The organism is Zavarzinia sp., from assembly GCF_049306435.1.
Classification (GTDB): domain Bacteria; phylum Pseudomonadota; class Alphaproteobacteria; order Zavarziniales; family Zavarziniaceae; genus Zavarzinia.
Window position 1 is genome coordinate 1 of sequence record NZ_JBAQRT010000085.1, and the last position, 17346, is coordinate 17346.

General features: G+C 66.6%; 14 protein-coding genes. 6 read left to right on the forward strand and 8 right to left on the reverse strand.

Annotated elements, in window-relative coordinates; genetic code table 11:
- Window positions 1-1033: esterase-like activity of phytase family protein (locus WAZ62_RS04320; protein WP_422642294.1), on the forward strand; the 1033-nt coding region annotated here is incomplete at its 5' end.
- A 41-nt stretch (window positions 1034-1074) separates the two neighbouring features.
- On the opposite strand, the gene WAZ62_RS04325 is transcribed toward WAZ62_RS04320, so the two are convergent.
- The 3 genes from WAZ62_RS04325 to rpmB all read right to left on the reverse strand — a co-directional run bounded on the left by WAZ62_RS04325 (window position 1075) and on the right by rpmB (window position 5058).
- Window positions 1075-3951 (reverse strand): calcium-binding protein, encoded by a 2877-nt coding sequence (locus WAZ62_RS04325; RefSeq protein WP_422642295.1) that lies wholly within the window; start codon window positions 3949-3951, stop codon window positions 1075-1077.
- Window positions 3952-4180: 229 nt separating this feature from the next.
- The gene (locus tag WAZ62_RS04330; protein WP_422642296.1) at window positions 4181-4738 is read right to left on the reverse strand and encodes a VUT family protein; all 558 of its coding nucleotides are present in this window, start codon (window positions 4736-4738) and stop codon (window positions 4181-4183) included.
- A 17-nt stretch (window positions 4739-4755) separates the two neighbouring features.
- A complete protein-coding gene (rpmB, locus tag WAZ62_RS04335; RefSeq protein ID WP_422642297.1) occupies window positions 4756-5058 on the reverse strand; it encodes a 50S ribosomal protein L28 in 303 nt (100 codons plus the stop codon).
- 214 nt (window positions 5059-5272) lie between these two features.
- Between rpmB and WAZ62_RS04340 the strand changes: the two genes are divergently transcribed.
- Window positions 5273-6358, forward strand: a complete 1086-nt coding sequence (locus WAZ62_RS04340; protein WP_422642298.1) for an alkene reductase — start codon at window positions 5273-5275, stop codon at window positions 6356-6358.
- 16 nt (window positions 6359-6374) lie between these two features.
- On the opposite strand, the gene WAZ62_RS04345 is transcribed toward WAZ62_RS04340, so the two are convergent.
- Genes WAZ62_RS04345 through meaB form a run of 3 tightly spaced genes read right to left on the reverse strand, consistent with a single transcriptional unit; the run spans window position 6375 to window position 8015 of the window.
- On the reverse strand, window positions 6375-6665 hold the full coding sequence (locus WAZ62_RS04345) for a type II toxin-antitoxin system RelE/ParE family toxin (RefSeq protein ID WP_422642299.1): 291 nt from the start codon (window positions 6663-6665) through the stop codon (window positions 6375-6377).
- Window positions 6662-6931, reverse strand: coding sequence for a type II toxin-antitoxin system ParD family antitoxin (locus WAZ62_RS04350; protein ID WP_422642300.1), 270 nt, complete (start codon window positions 6929-6931; stop codon window positions 6662-6664). The genes WAZ62_RS04345 and WAZ62_RS04350 overlap by 4 nt, the downstream gene beginning before the upstream one ends.
- Window positions 6932-6980: 49 nt before the next feature.
- Window positions 6981-8015 carry a methylmalonyl Co-A mutase-associated GTPase MeaB gene (gene meaB, locus WAZ62_RS04355; protein ID WP_422642301.1) on the reverse strand — a complete coding sequence of 345 codons (1035 nt, stop codon included), beginning with the start codon at window positions 8013-8015 and terminating at the stop codon, window positions 6981-6983.
- A gap of 89 nt (window positions 8016-8104) precedes the next feature.
- Between meaB and WAZ62_RS04360 the strand changes: the two genes are divergently transcribed.
- A complete protein-coding gene (locus WAZ62_RS04360) occupies window positions 8105-8977 on the forward strand; it encodes a DUF3108 domain-containing protein (protein ID WP_422642302.1) in 873 nt (290 codons plus the stop codon).
- Between the two features lie 113 nt (window positions 8978-9090).
- Here the strand turns inward: WAZ62_RS04360 and scpA are convergent, their stop codons facing one another.
- Window positions 9091-11241, reverse strand: a complete 2151-nt coding sequence (scpA, locus tag WAZ62_RS04365) for a methylmalonyl-CoA mutase (protein ID WP_422642303.1) — start codon at window positions 11239-11241, stop codon at window positions 9091-9093.
- Between the two features lie 149 nt (window positions 11242-11390).
- Between scpA and WAZ62_RS04370 the strand changes: the two genes are divergently transcribed.
- Window positions 11391-12401: a lipid A deacylase LpxR family protein gene (locus WAZ62_RS04370; protein WP_422642304.1), complete on the forward strand. Its 1011-nt coding sequence runs from the start codon at window positions 11391-11393 to the stop codon at window positions 12399-12401.
- A 15-nt stretch (window positions 12402-12416) separates the two neighbouring features.
- On the opposite strand, the gene WAZ62_RS04375 is transcribed toward WAZ62_RS04370, so the two are convergent.
- Window positions 12417-14045, reverse strand: coding sequence for a methyl-accepting chemotaxis protein (locus WAZ62_RS04375; protein ID WP_422642305.1), 1629 nt, complete (start codon window positions 14043-14045; stop codon window positions 12417-12419).
- 249 nt (window positions 14046-14294) lie between these two features.
- On the opposite strand from WAZ62_RS04375, the gene WAZ62_RS04380 reads away from it, so the two are divergent.
- Together WAZ62_RS04380 and WAZ62_RS04385 are read left to right on the forward strand one after the other, a co-directional pair.
- Window positions 14295-14783 carry a hypothetical protein gene (locus tag WAZ62_RS04380; RefSeq protein WP_422642306.1) on the forward strand — a complete coding sequence of 163 codons (489 nt, stop codon included), beginning with the start codon at window positions 14295-14297 and terminating at the stop codon, window positions 14781-14783.
- A 92-nt stretch (window positions 14784-14875) separates the two neighbouring features.
- Window positions 14876-17346: helicase-related protein (locus tag WAZ62_RS04385; protein ID WP_422642307.1), on the forward strand; the 2471-nt coding region annotated here is incomplete at its 3' end.

Consider the following 17346-nt stretch of genomic DNA (forward strand, 5'->3'; position numbering starts at 1 on the left):
CCACGGGGCGCCGCGCCGGTTCGGGCGGGCGCCGCGGGCGATGAGCCTGCGCCCCCGCCACGCCGGCCTTCTCTTCGGGCTCCTGTTTCCTGCCCTGCCGGCCACGGCGGGGCAGATCACCATCGAAGCCCATGCGGTTCAGCTTGACCCCGCCCACCCCGATGTCACGCGGACCGGCGAGTTGGACTTTGTCGGCGGCCTCACGCTTTTGTCGGATGACGGTCGTTTCGGTGGCTGGTCCGGGATGCTGATCTCGCCCGATGGCGGGCACCTTGTGCTGATCAGCGATATCGGCTGGTGGCTGACCGCCGAGCTGACCCGGGAAAACGGGCGGATCACCGGCTTTCGCAACACCGAGATCGGCCCCCTGCTCTCCCCCGATGGCAAGCCGCTGGGCGGCGACAAGATGCAGGGCGACGCCGAATCGCTCGCCGTCCGCGCCGACGGCAGCATGATCGTCGCCTTCGAGCAGGAGCACCGCATCCTGCGCTATCCGGCGCAGGCCGATGGTTCCCTGCCGCTGCGCCATGCCCCCGACACGCTGCCGATCCCGCCGGACCTGAACAGGGCCGATCCCAACGGCGGGCTGGAGGCGCTGACCGCCCTGCCGGACGGCGCCCTGTTCGGCTTTTCCGAGGATCTGCTTGATGATGCCGGCCATCATCAGGGCTGGCGCTTCGCGGGGCCGGACGGTGCCCCGCCCCGCGCCGTGGCGCTGGACGTGGCCGCCGATTTCAAGCCGACCGACCTGAAGCGCCTCGCCAGTGGCGAATTCCTGCTGCTGGAGCGGCGCTACGACATGATGACCGGCCCCGGCGCCCGCCTGTCGATCCTGCCGGCAACGGCACCGGAATCCGCCGGGCCGATCGCCGGCCGCGAGTTGGCCCGCATCCCGGCGGAACTGACGGTCGACAATTCGGAAGCCCTCGGCGTCTGGCGGGACGAGACGGGCAAGACCCGCGCCCTCGTCCTGTCCGACGACAATTTCAATCCGCTGCAACGGACCCTGCTGATGGAATTCGTGCTGCCCTGATGGGGCCGGCCCCCACCCTCGCGGGAAGGGGCCGGTTACCATCAGACCAGGGCGAAATCCGCCACCGAGAGGGTGGTCACCCCCTGCAGCGTGGCGATCAGCACCGCTTCCTGAGCGCCGCCCGCGCCATCGGCATCGAACCACAGACGGCCGTTATCGCTCTCGAACAGGAACTGGGCCTTGCTGCCCGACGCCGCCGGATCGGCCCCCACCACGAGGGCAAGGGCGTAGTCGGCGGCGAGGTCGAAGCCTTCCCGGTAGATACGGATCTTGTCCTCGCCGCGGTGGAAGTCGGTGATCAGATCGCCGGCACCGGCGGCACCGCTGGCGTCGAAGACATCCTCGCCATAGGCGAACATGTCCTTGCCCGTGCCGCCGGTCAGGATATCGCCGCCCTCACCGCCCATCAGCACGTCGTCGCCGGCCCGGCCATCGAGGATATCGGCGCCACCGCCACCCTCGAAGGTCTCGGCGACCGCGCTGCCGCGGATCGTGTCCGCGACATCGGTCCCGACGATCCGCTCGATGTTGCTGATCGTCATGCCCGTGGCCAGACCGTCGTTGAGCGCGCGGTTCTGCAGGTCGATGGTGACACCGTCCGGGGCATCGATGGCGAAGGCCAGCGTGTCGAAGCCGGCCTGGCCGTCGAAGACATCGGCGCCCGCGCCGTCCTCGTCGGTTCGCACCAGCATGTCGTCGCCCGCGCCGCCATAGAGCTTGTCGCTGCCGTTACCGTCCCACAGTTCGTCGTTGCCGCCGCCGGCCTTCAGCGTGTCATTGCCGTCGCCGCCGTTCAGCCGGTCATCGTAATTGCCGGTGGTGACGGCGTCGGCACCGCTGCCGCCATCGAAACTCAGAGCTTCGATGCCCTCGAAGGTGGTGGTGCCGCCCACGGTCAGCTTGCCCGTGGTCAGGGTGAAACGGGCGGCCACGGTCTGGTTGGACAGGTCCAGCACCAGATGATCGACGCCCGCGCCGCCATTGGCGTAATCCCCGGCGGCGATATGCAGTTCGTCATTGCCGGCGCCGCCATGCAACTGGTCGACATCGCTCTCAAGGCCGCCATCGCCCGACCACAGCTCGTCATCGCCATCGTCGCCGTAAAGCGTATCGGCCCCGGCGCCGCCCACCAGCAGGTCGGCGCCGCCCTCGCCCTTCAGCATGTCCTTGCCGGCGCCGCCGTCGAGGCGATCGGCGGCGGCACCGCCGGTCAGGCTGTCGTTGCCGCTGCCGGTGCGAATATCGACCTGCTCGATGTTCTTCAGCGTGGCGGCCCCGTTCACCATGGTCGCATTGGCGGAAAGCACGAAGGTGATGGCCGCCGTCGCCTGGGACCGGTTGATGGCGACGAAATCGAAGCCATCGCCGCCATCGACCGTGTAGGTGCCGCGAATGCTGCCGGCCGCGTCGTTGAGGAAGGCCGAGTCATTGCCGGCGCCGAGATTGATCGTCGTGGTGGCCGAGGCATTGGAATCCACGCTGACCATGTCGTGGCCCGCGCCGGCATCGATCGTGTTGTTGCCGCCGCGGTCGACGATGTAGTCATTGCCGCCGCCGCCGACGATCGTGTCCCGCCCGGCGCCGGAGATCAGGATATCGTCGCCCGCGCCGCCGGTCAGCTTGTTGGTGCCTTCGCCGGCATCGAAGCGAACGCTCAGGGCGTTGCCGGCGGAAAGCTCGTCGTTGCCCTTGCTGGTGGTGATGTCGAGCCGCTCGACATCGGTCATGATGGTGCCGTCCGACAGGGTGATGGTCTTGCCATCGGCCGAGAAGCTCATCACGTAATTCTGGGATTCGGCGGTACTCGAACGGTCGAGCCTGGCGAGATCGACCCCGGACCCGCCGATCAGCGTATCCGCGCCGCCGCCACCAGCCACCAGCACGTCGTCACCGGTGCCGCCTTCGAGCCGGTCGAGCCCCGTGCCACCGTCGAGGGCATCATTGCCCCCCTCGCCCTTCAGCGTATCGTTGCCGGCATAGCCGTTCATCGCATCGTCTTCGTCGTAGCCGGTGAATTTGTCGGCGCCGGAAGAGCCGTAGAGCTCATAGGACTCGACATATTGAACGGTCGTGCCGTTGGCGAGCGTGTTGACGAGATTGGAGGCTTTCGCCGTGAAGGTCCCGCCAAGGTCGCGGATCACCACGCGGTCGAGACCGCTGCCACCGTTGATGGCGTCGCGTCCTTCCAGAAGGCTGGTCTCGATCCGGTCGGTGCCCGCGCCACCCTTCAGGATGTCATCCCCTTCGCCACCACCGATCACGTCATTGCCATTGCCGCCGTCGATCGTGTCGTTGCCGGCATCGCCCCTGATGTAATCGTCGCCATCGCCGCCGGTGATCGTGTCCTTGCCGAAGCCACCGAACAGGCTGTCGTCGCCGGCATCGCCATAGATCTTGTCGTCGCCATCGCCGCCGCTGATCAGGTCGCGGCCGAAACCGCCGTAAAGCGTGTCGATATCGGCGCCGCCGTCGATCAGGTCGTCGCCGGCTCCGCCACTCAGCTGATCCCTGCCGTCGTCACCGTTGATGAAGTCGTTGCCGCCGCCACCATCGGCGATATCGTTGCCGCCGGCCCCCTGGAAGATGTCCCCCCAGGCCCCGCCGGTGAAGCGGTCGGCGTAATCGGTGGCGAAGACCTGCAGTTTCTCGATGCTGACCAAGGTCGCGCCGAGGAACGTCGTGGCGGTCGGCGTGTCGGGCACGGTGATGTTGATGCCCCGTTCGGCCCCGAAGAAATTCAGGCCCAGCGTGTCGATCCCCACGCCGCCGTCATAGACGTCGCCCGCCATGATATCGGGCGAGGCGAAAATGTAATCATTGCCGCCACTGGCGGAAATATCATCCGCTTCCCACGAGGCATAAAGATAGTCATCGCCCATGGTTCCGGAAACAGGGGCCGTCAAGGTCTCGTTGTTCATCTGTCGGATCTCGCTCGGTTACGGATCGAGCGGCCGTCATGGCCGCAACGTCTGGATATCCGGCCCATGGGGCCGCGGGGGGAGGTCCAGACATCGCGCAACTTCGCCGCGACGGATGTGCCCGTCGTCACATTCCGGCGATCATTCGCGGATGAAACATAAGAGGTTTCAGAAATCCGGCCGTCACGAGACGCCGGGTTTCACGCCGCCCGAGGGCGGACCGGCAGCCTCAGACCGCCTGGGGGCGGCCCCACCAGGCGATCGCCAGCCGGAAGGGGGCGAGCAGGCCAAGGGCGAAGGAGAGTTTCACCGCGAGGTCGCCGGCCGCCCAGCCGAGCCAGGGCAGGCCCGAGAAAGCGAAGGCCGCTGAGAAAAAGATCGTCGTATCGACGATGGAGCCGAGGGCCGAAGCCGCCAGCGGCGCCCGCCACCAGGTCTGACGACGCAGACGGTTGAACACCGTGACGTCGAGCAGTTGGCCGGTCAGGAAGGCGAGGCCCGAGGCGGCGGCGATGCGCGCATCCGCGAACAGGGCCGACAGAATGACGGCGATCAGGAAGCCGACATAGACCACCCGGCGCGCCGACCCTGCGCCGATCTGCCGGTTGGTCAGATCGGTGACGAAGAAGGACAGCGGATAGGTGAAGGCACCCCAAGTCAACCAGTCCGCGAGGCCGAAAGGCTCGAACGGATATTGGACCAGGATGTTGGACGCAACCACGACGGCGGTCATGGCGAGAACAGCGCCGAGGAAGAAACCCCGGTCTGTTTTCGCCAGTACCGTCATGGCTCCGCCCTGTCCGCTCAGGCCGCCTGGGCGACCGCGGCGTCGGCGCGCTTCTCGATCAGCTTCTTCAGGCGACGGGCCTTCAGCGACAGCTCGGTGTCCCGGGCCTTGACCAGGAAGGCATCGAGGCCGCCATTGTGCTCGACCGAGCGCAGGGCATTGGCCGAGATGCGGAAACGGATCGACTGATTCAGCGATTCGCTGATCAGGGACACGTTCACCAGATTCGGCAGGAAACGAGTCCGGGACTTGTTGTTGGCATGGCTGACGTTGTTGCCAACGAGAACGCCCTTGCCGGTCAGTTCGCAGCGCCGCGCCATGTGTGATCTCCCATGCCTTTTGCGCAAAATATCCATATCACTGGAAGCCCAAGGCTCCCCGTGGAAGTCGCGTCTTCTAGACCTGCGGTGCCCGTTCGTCAAGGCCCGAAGCCTGCATTCTGCGCCATAGGCCCCTGTCCTTGCGGCGCCTTGTGATGCGCGGCCCGGGCGACCACCCTAAAGGACATATCCCCACAATCCGAAGGGTTGAGTCATGTCCCGGACCTCCCCGCTGTTTTCTCCCTATCGAATGGCATCGATCGATCTGCCGAATCGCATCGTCATGGCGCCGCTGACCCGCGACCGCGCCGGCCCCGGCAATGTCCCGACCGCGCTGATGGCCGAATATTACCGCCAGCGCGCCAGCGCCGGCCTGATCATTTCCGAAGCCAGCCAGATCTGCCCCGAAGGCCAGGGCTACGAGGCGACCCCCGGCATCCACAGCGACGAACAGATCGCAGGCTGGCGCCGGGTGACCGACGCGGTGCATGAAGCCGGCGGCCACATCTATATCCAGCTGTGGCATGTCGGGCGCATTTCCAATGTCGCCTTCCAGCCGGGCGGCGCCGCCCCGGTCGCCCCCTCGGCCATCCAGGCCAATGCCAAGACCTTCGTCGCCGGCAATTTCGCCCCCACCTCCATGCCAAGGGCGCTGCGCACCGACGAATTGCCGGGTCTGGTCGAGACCTATGCCGGGGCCGCGCGCAACGCGATCGCGGCCGGTTTCGACGGTGTCGAGATCCATGCCGCCAATGGCTATCTGCTCGACCAGTTCCTGCGCGACGGCACCAACAAGCGCGACGATGCCTATGGCGGCTCCATCGCCAACCGCGCCCGCCTGCTGCTCGAAGTCGTCGACGCCGTCTCCGCCGCCATCGGGCCGGAGCGGACGGGCGTTCGCCTCGCCCCCGTCTCGCCCGCCAACGACATTTCGGATAGCGACCCGACCGCCCTGTTCAGCCATGTCGTCGAAGGGCTGGATACGCGCGGCATCGCCTATATCCACATCATCGAAGGCGCCACCGGCGGCGCCCGCGACGTCGGCCAGCCCTTCGATTTCGTCGCCTTGCGCAAACGCTTCCGCGGCGCCTATATCGCCAACAATGGCTATGACAAGGCGCTGGCGGACGAGACCCTTCACGCCGACCACGCCGACCTCATCGCCTTCGGCAAACCCTTCATCGCCAATCCCGATCTGGTCGCGCGCCTGCAGCAGAACGCGCCCCTCAACGAGGTCGTGCGCGAAACCCTCTACGGCGGCGGGGCTGAAGGCTATACGGACTACCCGGCGCTGGGTTGAGGCGGGACCGGATGCGCTATCGGAATAGCCCCTGCCAGTCACGGGCGGCGTGTGTCACCAGGACGATCACGATGCGGTCATCCTCAATCGTATAGAGGATGACATAGTCGCCATGCGGTCGTCGCCGGATGCGTTTCCGCTCGAGGCCGGCGACAACAGGAAAGGCATAAGGCAAACGGCCTATGTCTGTCGCCTTGGCGCGCAACTCCCTGACGAAGGAATAGGCGCGCAGGGGATTGTCCTGCGCGATGTAGTCGCCGATCTCTTCGATGCCGATGGACGCCAGCGCCGAAAAAACGACCTTCATTCATCCCCCGCCGAGGTGCCGGCCATCGCCAGATACTTGGCCTCAAGTCGGTCGAAGACTTCATCGGCATCGAACACCCGGCCCGCCTCGACATCGGCCAGACTGTCCTCGATAGCCTTCTCGAAAGCGGCCTTGCGGGCTTCGCGCTCCTCGAGAAGGCGGAGCGCGTCGCGGATCACTTCGCTCGCGCTGGCGTAACGTCCCGTGGCGATCTGTTCACGGACGAAATCCTCGAAATGCTTGCCGATGGTGTAGCTGCTGGGCATGGCCGGACCTCCTGCTATCAGTTTATGATAGCGCCGGACCCGCCCACCTTCAATCCGGCCAGACCGGCCGGCCGAGGAAGGCGGTCAGCAGGCGTTCGGCGGCGAGGGTCGGGGTCGTCTCGCGGGCGACGACGGCGCTTTCGAGCCCCGGAGCCTCTGCGGCGACCGTGGGATGGTCCTTGAGGGCGGTGATCAGGCCATCCTCGATCTCGCGCCACAGCGCGGCCCGCGCCTGTTCGGCGCGCAGCTTCGCCAATTCACCTGAAGTTTCCATCGCCTGGCGGAATTCGTTGATGGTGGCCCAGACCGCGTCCATGCCGGTCGCCGACACCGACGAGACGGTCAGCACCTTGGGGCGCCAGCACGGCACCTTGGGCCGCATCAGGTGGAGGGCGGAGCGCAACTCCGACGCCGCGCGCTGCGCCGCCAGGGCGAGGTCGCCATCCGCCTTGGTGACGATCAGCAGATCGGCCAGTTCCATGATGCCGCGCTTGATACCCTGAAGATCGTCGCCGCCCGCGGGCGAGGCCAGCAGGACGAAGAGATCGACCATGTCTGCGACCGCGGTTTCCGACTGGCCGACGCCCACGGTCTCGATGAAGACCACGTCAAAGCCCGCCGCCTCGGTCAGCAGCATGGCCTCGCGCGTCCGCCGCGCGACACCGCCCAGGGTGCAACTCGACGGGCTGGGCCGGATATAGGCGTTCGGCTCGCGCGAGAGGGTTTCCATCCGCGTCTTGTCGCCGAGGATCGAGCCGCCGGAGCGGCTGGACGACGGATCGACCGCGAGCACGGCGACCTTGCGGCCGCTTCGCGTCAGCCAGGTGCCGAAGGCTTCGATGAAGGTGGATTTGCCGACACCGGGCGGGCCGGAGAAACCGATGCGGATCGCCCTTCCGGTACTGGGCAGCAGATGCTCGATCAGGCGGGAGGCCTGGATGCGGTGATCATGCCTCGTCGATTCGACGAGGGTGATCGCGCGGGCCAAGGCGCGCCGCTCGCCGGCGATTATGCCGGTGGCGAGCGCCTGCGTCGCGCCGGTCATGGGTGCCGGCTCGCCGGCGGAAACGGAACCTGTCATCATCCGCTGGATTTATCAGGGGAGAGGCGGTCAGGCCAAGCCCCCGCGACATCGGAATTCTCCCCGACAGCCCGAAACCGGAGGATTGGCCCATGCGTATCGTCCGCCATCTCGCCGCCGCCCTCGCCCTCGCGACCGCCCTGCCCGCCGCCGCGCTCGCCGCCGGACCGGACCGGGTCGACCTGACCTACCGGGTTTTCCTGGGCGGCCTGCCTATCGTCGAGGTCGACACGAAAACCGTTGTCGATGGCGGCCGCTACCGGATGGACAATCTCACCCGCACCGTCGGCCTGTGGGAGGGCCTGTTTCAGGCCCGGATGCTGACAAGGGTCGACGGCCGCTTCGACCCCAAGGCCGAGGACGGCGCCCGCCCCAGCCTGTTCCAGGTCCGCTATGACGGCCGGGTCGGCAAGCGCCGCTCGGTCGATGTCTATTTCGACGACAAGGGGCCGCGCGAGATCGTCGCCGTGCCGCCCAATGCCGAGGATGGCCGCCGCCCGGTCGAGCCGGAGTTCCTGCTGGGCGCGACCGATCCCGCGACCGCCGCCATCCTGGCCGCCGAAACCGGCCCGGAAAACCAGATCTGCCAGCGCTCGTTCAAGATCTTCGACGGCCGGCGGCGCTATGACGTCGCCTTCGAGAACAAGGGCACGGACCATATCGACGGCGGCAACGGTGATTTCTATGAAGGCGAGGCGATCCATTGCCTGATCCGCTACAAGCGGATCAAGGGTTTCGATCCGACCTGGGAACGGTCGGACGCCAAGAATTACCCGAACGAAGTCCACATCTGGTTCGTCCGCTTCCCCGAATTGCCGCGGGCGATCCCGGTGAAGGTGCAGGTGAAGACGGAATATGGCGTCACCGTCGCGCAGTTGATCCACCGCGCCCTCGCCAGGGGCGAACCCCTGAGCGACGCCGCCGCCCTGCTGCCCCCGCCGGACATGAAGGGCATGGGCGGCTGAGCGCTTCAGTACGGCCGTCGCCCCGGCGCAGGCCGGGGCCTTTCAACGGCATGGGCGCCCCAGCCGGCCCGAGATGCCGGCTTTCGCCGGCATGACGAGTGCGGCCAGGCGGCTTACGCCGCCTGACGACGCTTGGCGATGATCGACATGATCTCGGCCGCGGCGGACGGGATATTGGTGCCGGGGCCATAGATGGCCGCGACGCCCGCCTTGTAGAGGAAGTCGTAGTCCTGCGCCGGGATGACGCCGCCGCAGACCACCAGCACGTCGTCCGCGCCGGCCTTCTTCAGTTCGGCGATCAACTCGGGCACCAGGGTCTTGTGGCCGGCGGCCTGGGACGAGACGCCGACGACATGAACGTCGTTCTCGACCGCGTCGCGGGCGACTTCCGCCGGGGTCTGGAACAGCGAGCCGACGTCGACGTCGAAGCCGATGTCGGCGAAGGCGGTGGCGATCACCTTGGCGCCGCGGTCGTGACCATCCTGGCCCATCTTGGCGACCAGCATACGCGGACGGCGGCCTTCCTCGCGGGCGAAGGCGGCGACCTCGTTGCGGATGCGGTCGAAGCCCTCGTCGCCTTCATAGGCAGCGCCATAGACGCCGGAGATGGAGCGAATCACCGCCTTGTGGCGGGTGAAGACCTTTTCCAGCGCGTCGGAAATCTCGCCGACCGTGGCGCGGACACGGGCCGCCTTCACGGCGAGGTCGAGAAGATTGGCCTCGGTGCTCCTGGCGCCTTCGGTCAGGGCGTTCAGCGCGGCCTGAACCGCCGCCTCGTCGCGGGTGGCGCGGATCTGCTTCAGGCGAGCGACTTGGGATTCGCGGACGGCGACATTGTCGACATCGAGAATATCGACGGGTGCTTCTTCCTTGAGGCGGTATTTGTTTACGCCGACGATGACTTCCTCGCCCCGGTCGATGGCGGCCTGACGGCGGGCGGCGGATTCCTCGATGCGGAGCTTAGGCAGGCCGGTCTCGACCGCCTTGGTCATGCCGCCCATCTCTTCCACTTCGGCGATCAGCTTCCGGGCTTCCTTCACGAGGTCAGCCGTCAGCGCCTCGACATAGTAGGAACCGCCCAGCGGATCGACGACATGGGTGACGCCCGTCTCTTCCGCGAGGATGAGCTGGGTATTGCGGGCGATGCGGGCCGAGAATTCGGTCGGCAGGGCGATCGCCTCGTCGAGCGAATTGGTGTGCAGCGACTGGGTGCCGCCGAAGATCGCCGCCATCGCCTCATAGGCGGTGCGCACGACGTTGTTGTAGGGATCCTGCTCGGTCAAGCTGACGCCCGAAGTCTGGCAGTGCGTGCGCAGCATCAGGCTGGAGGCCTTCTTCGGCTTGAACTGGGCCATCATCTCGGCCCAGAGGAAGCGGGCGGCGCGCAGCTTGGCAACTTCCATGAAGAAGTTCATGCCGATCGCGAAGAAGAACGACAGGCGCCCGGCGAAGGCATCGACGTCGAGGCCCTTGGACAGGGCGGCGCGGACATATTCGAGGCCGTCGGCCAGGGTATAGGCCAGTTCCTGAACCTGATTCGCGCCGGCTTCCTGCATGTGGTAGCCGGAGATCGAGATCGAGTTGAACTTCGGCATGTTGACCGAGGTATAGGCGATGATGTCCGCGATGATCCGCATCGAAGGCTCGGGCGGATAGATATAGGTGTTGCGGACCATGAACTCCTTCAGGATGTCGTTCTGGATCGTGCCCGAGAGCTTGTCCTGCGACACGCCCTGCTCTTCCGCCGCGATGATGTAATTGGCGAGACAGGGCAGCACGGCGCCGTTCATGGTCATCGAGACCGACATCTTGTCGAGCGGAATGCCATCGAACAGGACCTTCATGTCCTCGACGCTGTCGATGGCGACGCCCGCCTTGCCGACGTCGCCGGTCACGCGCGGATGATCGCTGTCATAACCGCGGTGGGTGGCGAGATCGAAGGCGATGGAAAGACCCATCTGCCCGGCGGCCAGATTCTTGCGATAGAAGGCGTTCGACGCTTCCGCGGTCGAGAAGCCGGCGTACTGGCGGATGGTCCAGGGCCGGTTCGAATACATCGAGCCACGCACGCCCCGGGTGAAGGGGGCGAAGCCCGGCAGCGTGTCGGCGGTTTCCAACCCTTCGACATCGGCGGCCGTATAGAGCGGCTTCACGGCGATGCCTTCCGGCGTGTCCCACGTCAGACTGTCCGCCGGCTTGCCGCCGAGTTCCTTCGATACGAGTGCCTGCCAGTCTTCAAGGCTGCGCTTCGGAAAATCGGCCATTGCCCGCCATCCCCTTACAATTCCACCGTCGTAATAGGGTCTTCCGCCCGAAGAAGTCAACGAGCGGGAGGGGAGTTTGCAGACGACGGGCGGTTGCGTCATGCTTTGGTCGAATCGGCTGGCCCCTGCCCGCCGTTACCGAGGTATTCATGCGCCCGATCAACATTCTGCCGGCACTGACGGCCGCCCTGTTGTGGAGCGCAGCCGCCCAAGCGACAGAAGCGGCCTCCGCGCCCCCCCGGGATCCCAACGGGACCTTCACCTTTCAGTGGGAAAACGACGCTTTCGCCGCCACCGACCGCTACTACAGCAACGGCGTGCAATTCTCCTGGCTGTCGCCTTCGGCGCCGCCATCGGCGATGGAGAATGCGGCGGATCTCTTCGGCTTCTTCCTTGGCCCGGATTCGCAGCGGCGCTGGGGCCTGTCCCTCGGCCACACGATATACACGCCGGAAGAAACCGCGACCCCGACCCCCGACCCCACGGACCGGCCCTATGCCGCCTGGCTGTTCGGCGCGGTGTCCCTCGTTTCCTACGACGATGATGTCCTGAACACGATCGAGCTTCAGCTCGGCACGGTCGGCCCCTCCGCCCTCGGCGAAGAGGTGCAGAATAATTTCCACGACCTGATCGGCGACAATCACGCCGAAGGCTGGGACCATCAGATCAAGGACGAATTCGGCGCCAATCTGATCTTCGACCGTAAATGGCGGGCGATCAGCCTGACCGGGCCGCGCACGGGCCTCGGGCTCGATCTGACGCCCAGCGCCACGCTGTCGCTCGGCAATGTCGCGACCTATGTCGCGGGCGGCCTCATGCTCCGCCTGGGCCAGAATCTCGAATCCGATTTCGGCGCGCCGCGCATCCGCCCGGCCCTGGCGGGCACGGCCTTCTACGACAAGCGCGAGGGTTTCGGCTGGTATGTCTTCGCCGGCGTCGAGGGACGCGCCGTGCTGCGCGACATCTTCCTCGACGGCAACACCTTCGAGGACAGCCCCCATGTCGACAAGCAGACCATCGTGGGCGACGCCCAGCTGGGCGCCTCGGTCTTCTTCGGCGCGACCCGGATCACCTATTCCTACGTGATCCGGAGCGAGGAGTTCGAAGGCCAGGACGGCCTGTCGCGCTTCGGCTCCGCCAGCGTCAGCTGGAGCTTCTGAGCCGAAGGCGCGGACTCAGGCGCCGATGCGGGCGAGATAGGCGTCGACATCGCGGAGCAGGACCGTCGCCTGTTCCGACATGTCGCCGGCGGCCTGCAGCAGGACCCGCGCCTGTTCGGTGGCGACTTCCGCCCCCTGGCTGACCCCGGCGATATTCGTCGTCACGTCTTCCGTGCCTTCGGCGGCCTGCACCGCCGAGCGGGAGATTTCATCCGTCGCCGCCCGCTGTTCCTCGACGGCGGAAGCGATGATCGCCGTGATCTCGGCGCTCTTGCCGATGGTCTGGCTGACATTGCGCACGGCTTCGACGGAATTGTTGGTCGCGACCTGCATGGCATCGATCTGGGCGCCGATATCCTCGGTCGCCTTGGCGGTCTGGTTGGCCAGGGCCTTCACTTCCGACGCGACGACGGCGAAGCCGCGGCCGGCCTGGCCGGCCCTGGCCGCCTCGATCGTGGCGTTCAGCGCCAGAAGATTGGTCTGTCCCGCGATGTCGCGGATCAGCTTCATGATGTCGCCGATGCGCAGCGCCGCTTCCGACAGATCGCCGAACAGGCTGTTGGCCGTCGTCGCCTCTTCCACCGCCTGGCGCGTCACATTGGAGGACCCGACGATCTGCCGGCTGATTTCGGAGACGGAGGCCGCGAGTTCCTCGCTGGCCGAGGCCACGGTCTGTACATTGGCCGAAGCCTGCCGGGCCGCCGCTGAAACCGCCGCCGCCTGATGGGTCGTATCCGCGGCCGTGTTGGTCACGGCTTCCGCGGTCGAGCGCACATTGGTCGCCGCCGACGCGACCGTGTTCGCGACGGATTTGGTCCTGACCACCATCGAGACCTGATCGGTGATGTCGGCGGTGACATATTTCACGACCTTGAACGGCTTGCCGTTGATGTCGAGCACCGGGTTATAGCTGGCCTGGATCCAGATTTCGCGGCCATCCCGCGTCAGACGCTTGTACTGGCCGCTGTCATAGGTGCCCTGGCCCAGCTTGATCCAGAAGGCGTCATAGGCGCCCGAGGACCGGAAGACCTTGTCGACGAACATGCTGTGGTGGCGACCGACAACCTCGTCGCGGCCATAGCTCAGCATCTTCAGGAAGTTGTCATTGACGTCGAGAATCTCGCCCTTGAGCGAGAATTCGATCACCCCTTGCGATCGCTGCAGCGCCTTCAGCTGCTCCTCGTCCTCGGCCTGTTTCAGACGCTGGGCGGTGATGTCGGTCGCGAATTTGACGACCTTGACCGGATGGCCATTCTCGTCGAGCACCGGATTGTAGCTGGCCTGCAGCCAAAGTTCCTTGCCGCCGCGGCCCACCCGCTTGTACTGCCCGGCGTTGAAAGTCCCGCTGCGCAGCCTGGCCCAGAACTCGCCATAGGCGGCGCTCTGGGCGAAGGCCGGATCGGCGAACATGCGGTGATGGCGCCCCACCACCTCGTCCAGGCTGTAGCCGAACAGCGACAGGAAATTCTCGTTGGCTTTCAGGATGGTCCCATCGAGCGTGAATTCGATGACGGCCTGCGACCTGTCGATCGAGCGATACAGCCGCTGAATATCGACGGTCTCCGCTTTGGCGCCCGCGTCCTCCGGGATCGCCACCGCCTCGATGATCTTCCGCCGCTGCGCGCCGGGCATCCCGAACCGCATTTGCTCCCCCATTATCTTGGATATTGTTCAGCCAATGTGCGGCATGAACCTTGACGGCAATCCAGTAAACAGCCGGTAAAGAACGAATGCGCCGGAAACAGAATGCCAAATCGTGAGATTCCGTCAAAACATCAGCATTACGCGACGTCAATGAGACATTGTGGGTCGGTGTTGCCGCGTGAAAACCATGGCTAATTTTCAGTAAACATTCATAATGGCGACATCTTTACCCATATTGGATTTACCGCCATGAGCATCCAGCCTCCAGGCAACCGGCAGGCCGTGGCCGCTTTCCTTCTCGCTCCCCTGCTGCCGGCGGCGATCGTGGCCCTGGCCGAACCGGCGACCACCAGTCGCATAGGCGATTTCCTGCTGGTCGCCCTTGTCGGCGGCTACCTGCCGAGCCTCGTCCTCGGCCTGCCGCTCTATCTTGCCCTGCGCCGACACCTGCCGCCCCGCCTGCCGCTGGTCATGGGCCTTGGCGGTCTGGTCGCGGCCCTGCCTCCCCTTCTCGTTCTGCTGCTCGGCAGCGAGCCGGGCGGCACGGTCGGCGGCCACACGCTGGCCATCGTCGACCTCGCCTTTGGCTGGAGCGGCATCGGCCCCGCCACGGCTTTCGTCGCCACCTGCTTCGCCCTTGGCCTGTGCGGCGGCTTCGTCTTCTGGCTCGTCCTCGCGTCGTCCTTTGGCGAAATGTTCACGCCTGACCGGCGGACGGCATCCTCGCCCTACGCCTGAGCGGGGCGCGGCGGACATCATTCGATCGCCGGGAGCTGGCGGACAAGGAAGGACTTGAGATTTGTCCGCCCGCATCCGATGTTCAGGCCGTCATGTCCGCCCCCCTTCGTCCCTTCGCCCGCCCGACCGTCTCCGTGGTCGCCGAAGGCAGGGTCACCGCCGTTCTCGGCCCGACCAACACCGGCAAGACCCATTTCGCCATCGAGCGGATGCTGGCGCATCGGACCGGCATCATCGGCCTGCCCCTGCGCCTCCTTGCCCGCGAGGTCTATGACCGTGTGGTGAAGATCAAGGGCGAGGCGGCGGTCGCGCTCATCACCGGCGAGGAAAAGGTGATCGGCCGCGATGCCCGCTACTGGGTCGCCACGGTCGAGGCCATGCCGCAGGACCGCATGTTCGACTTCCTGGCGGTCGACGAAATCCAGCTGGCGACCGATCTCGAGCGCGGCCATGTCTTCACCGACCGCCTGCTGCGGGCGCGCGGCCTGACCGAGACCCTGTTCCTCGGCTCCGAGACCATGCGGCCGGTGATCCGCCGCCTGATCCCCGATGCCGCCTTCGTCTCGCGCCCCCGCCTGTCCACCCTGTCCCACGCCGGCTACCGGAAGCTGGCCCGGCTGCCCCGGCGTTCCGCGATCGTCGCCTTCTCGGCCGCCGAGGTCTATGCCCTCGCCGAGGCGATCCGGCGCCAGCGGGGCGGCGCCGCCGTCGTTCTCGGCGCGCTGTCGCCCCGGACGCGCAATGCCCAGGTCGCGCTGTTCGAGGCGGGCGAGGTCGATTATCTGGTGGCGACCGATGCCGTCGGCATGGGCCTGAACCTCGGCGTCGATCACGTCGCCTTCGCCAGCCTCGAGAAATTCGACGGCCAGCGCCAGCGCCCCCTGCTGCCGACCGAGGTCGCCCAGATCGCCGGCCGCGCCGGCCGCCACATGCGCGACGGCACCTTCGGCACCACCGCCGGCATCGAGCCCTTCGACGAAGACATGATCGCGCGGGTCGAGAACCACCGCTTCGATCCCGTGCGCCAGCTGCAATGGCGCTCGGCCGAGCTCGATTTCTCGACGCCCCGCGCCCTTCTCGCCTCGCTGGAGCGGCCACCGCCGCTGCCCGGCCTGCTGCGGGTGCGCGACGCCGACGACCAGTCGACCCTGCGCGCCCTCGCCGAGGATGATGAAATCGCCGCCCTCGCCACCGGCCGCTCGCGGGTCGCGCTTCTGTGGCAGGTGTGCCAGATTCCGGACTTCCGCAAGACCATGGCGGATGTCCATGTCCGCCTGCTCGGCCGGATTTTCCGCCATCTCGCGACCGAGGGCCGCCTGCCCGGCCCCTGGGTCGAGGAGCAATTGCGGCGGCTGGACGATACCCTCGGCGACATCGATACGCTGGCGACCAGGCTGGCCCATATCCGCACCTGGACCTTCGTGTCGTACAGAGGGGATTGGCTTGAGCGCCCGGAGGCGCTACAGGAACAGGCCCGTTCGATCGAAGATCGCCTGTCGGACGCGCTACACGAAAAACTGACCCAGCGTTTCGTCGATCGACGATCGTCCGCGCTGATCAGAAGACTGGCTGGCGAGAATGAGTTGCTGGGAGCTGTCGACTCCACAGGTGACGTTCTCGTCGAAGGGGAGTATGTGGGACGCATGTCTGGCCTGAAATTCATCCCCGATCCGGACGCCGAAGGCGCCGACGGCAAGGCGGTCCTCGCCGCCGCTAACCGCGCCCTCGGTCCCGAGGTCACGCGCCGAACCGAAGAACTCGAAGCCGCTGGCGACGAGGTGTTCAAACTCGACCCCGAAGGCCGCGTGCTGTGGGACGGCGCCGTGCTCGCCCGGCTGATGCCGGGGCGCGATGCGTTGCACCCCCGGGTGCATCTGCTGCCCCATGAACTGCTCGACGGGGCGCAACGCGACCGCGTGCTGCACCGGGTGGAGCGTTTCGTCACCGCCCGTGTCGAAGCCGTGCTCGGCGCCCTGACCAAGCTGCAGACGGCCGAGGAATTGCCCGGCCCGGCCCGCGGCCTCGCCTTTCGCCTGGGCGAGGCGCTGGGCGCCATCCCCCGGCGCGACATCGCCGCCGAACTCGATGCCCTGACCCAGCCCGCCCGGGCCGAACTCCGCCGTCTCGGCGTCAAGTTCGGCAAGCTGACGGTCTATCTGCCCGGCCTGCTGAAGCCCGAGGCGACCCAGCTGAAACTGACCCTGCTGGCGATCGCGACCGGCGGCGGCTCGGTCGTCCCCCCGGCCGCCGGCCACGTCGCCTATCCGCTCGACGGCCAGACCCCGGACGAATGGCTGACCGTCGCCGGCTTCCGCCGCTGCGGCGCCAAGGCTGTCCGCATCGACATGCTGGAGCGTCTGGACCAGGCCCTGCGCGACAAGCAGGGCGAGGACCTGATCGTCCCGACCGGTGAATTGACCGGCCTCGTCGGCTGCTCGAACGAGGAATTCGTCGCCGTCATGCGCGCTCTCGGCTACGAGAAGCTGACGCTGGAAGATGGCGCCCTGCGCTACCGCGTCCGTGGCCGCAAGGGCCGGCCCCAGCGTGCCGCCCGGCCCGAGGC